The sequence below is a fragment of the Vibrio sp. YT-19(2023) genome (assembly GCF_033337395.1).
Genome location: NZ_JAWOQN010001118.1, coordinates 1 through 523 on the forward strand (window position 1 = coordinate 1; position 523 = coordinate 523).

The 523-nt window shown below is 43.8% G+C and carries 1 protein-coding gene and 1 pseudogene; both read right to left on the bottom strand.

Going from position 1 to position 523, the window contains the following annotated elements:
• Positions 1–272, bottom strand: a 272-nt coding sequence (locus tag R7E78_RS30355) for a helix-turn-helix transcriptional regulator (RefSeq protein ID WP_318059176.1), incomplete at its 3' end; no start/stop codon positions are given.
• 65 nt (positions 273–337) lie between these two features.
• A pseudogene (locus tag R7E78_RS30360) lies at positions 338–523 on the bottom strand (diguanylate cyclase); the annotation flags it as partial.

Genomic DNA, 523 nt, shown 5'->3' on the forward strand with positions numbered 1-523 from the left:
CTCAAATAGATGCTTTTGCTTTGTGAAGCTTTGACCCGTTTGTATTCGCTGGAGGTGTATTGATACTGCTTGCCGATGTAGTGAGCGAAAGCAAGCCGCTTGAGCAAACTGGGCGTTACTTTACCGCTTTCCCACTGGCTTAGTGTGGGTTGATTTAAGCTTTCAAAAGCGCTGTAACTTCGGGCTAGCTCATCCGCTAATTGGCCTTGAGTTAACCCCCTTTCCTTTCGAATAGCAGCCACTGCATGCGAAAATTCTAACTTACTAACCATATATCTACGTCCTGAAATTATTATATTTTTGAGTGCTTCTCAGCGGCTCGGACCGAGCCAAAACTTTATGTTCTTGATCTTTTAGTGAGGTACATCATTTGGTCAGCATGTTGAATTAAGGAATCGCTACAGCTTCCTTCATGAGGAAAGCGAGCCATACCAACACTTAAACAGATGTGAACGTTTTGAAAATCGATAAAAGTCGGTGCACTGCATGCGTGATGCAGCACAGACTGAAACTGGTCTAACTC